Source organism: Candidatus Cardinium hertigii (genome assembly GCF_003788695.1).
In genome coordinates this window covers 2,709-3,991 of record NZ_RARA01000002.1, presented here as the reverse complement: position 1 = coordinate 3,991, position 1,283 = coordinate 2,709, and the positions used below count along the sequence as shown (strand labels likewise).

Here is a 1,283-nt window from a genome sequence, read left to right as displayed (position 1 = left end):
GATGTATATGCATACATCTGGGGACCCCAAGTACGCTGAATCCCGAAACGGAACATAGCCAGCTTTTCANACATAGGGCTAAAAAAGCAGATTAAGTAATTTCAAAATTATAATATAAGTAAAACATAAAAAGCCATGCAGCTATCGGACGTAAATTTACAAATGATATAAAACAAAAACAACCCTAAATTTATTTTCTTATATATGCAAACTTTTTGATAGGTTCTGCTGTTCTATTCAAATTTTATATGGTAATGGACCCTAGCTTTATACCCATTTTATATGGGCATAATCCATATTTTTGCCATATATAAATAGTTAACCATAAACTATAAGCTATTACCAACAGCGTTATCATTAGAGAAAAGTCCTTTGGTGTATTTGTTCACTTTCGTATCTAGAAATAGCGCAATAATACTAGATCGTAAAAAATGCGCCTTGAACAAATATGTGAATTTTAAAGCTACTTTTTTTGCTTGATCAAAAAAAGTAGCCAAAAAAAATCAAGCGCTGGTGAAAAAAGCTGTTGAAAATTTCAGTCTGCAAGCTGAAAATCAAAACTCGCCCAGGCTTGCAGCCTTGGGCTCAAACAGGTTGATTTTCTACTACCTTTCAGACTGAAATTTTCTAATCACAGCTTTGTTCAAGGCGCATTTTTTACGATCTAGTATTATTGCGCTATTTCTAATTGGTACGAACACGGATATGTATAAGCCACATGACTGAACGGATACCCTTTGCTTAAGAGATAAAAAATCAGTAATCACTTACTCAGGATAAGCAAGGGGTTGAGGGGACTGAATTGTTTTTAATTGATTTTTACAACCATAATTTTATAATATATAGATCTAAGCATAGGTAGCAGCAAAAGAAATATGTTAGCCATTACACTTTTTCCTTACAAATTTCCAGTGCCTTCCTAGCGGCGATTTCTAGATCTGCTGCGATCTCCGGCTCCAAATAATTCTTAGCCAATTCAATATCTACGGTAAGGGTTTCTTTAGCCATATACTTAACTTCTTCTAACTTGGTATAGCCTTCAGCATGGCGTAGGTCATAAAGGCGTTCTGCCAATTTGATATACAATACGGAAAGGTGATCTTGGTTGATGGCTTCTTTAAAACGATTGGTAACATAGAGTAAAGATTTCGCCATTTCTTGGTGTTGGTCTATGTTTAACACATTTTCTACAAAACAAAAAATACCCAGATTATAATTGGCCTTAATATAAGAAAGAGGTAAACGGGTATAACGTACTAGGTCATAGAGCAGGGAGGCATAAA

1 protein-coding gene is annotated in these 1,283 nt (G+C 34.7%); it reads right to left on the bottom strand.

Annotated features, from left to right (window positions below; translation table 11 throughout):
* Positions 1–885: 885 nt before the first annotated feature.
* Positions 886–1,283 (bottom strand): HD domain-containing protein (locus EDM02_RS05845; RefSeq protein WP_338140438.1); only part of this gene is annotated, 398 nt, incomplete at its 5' end.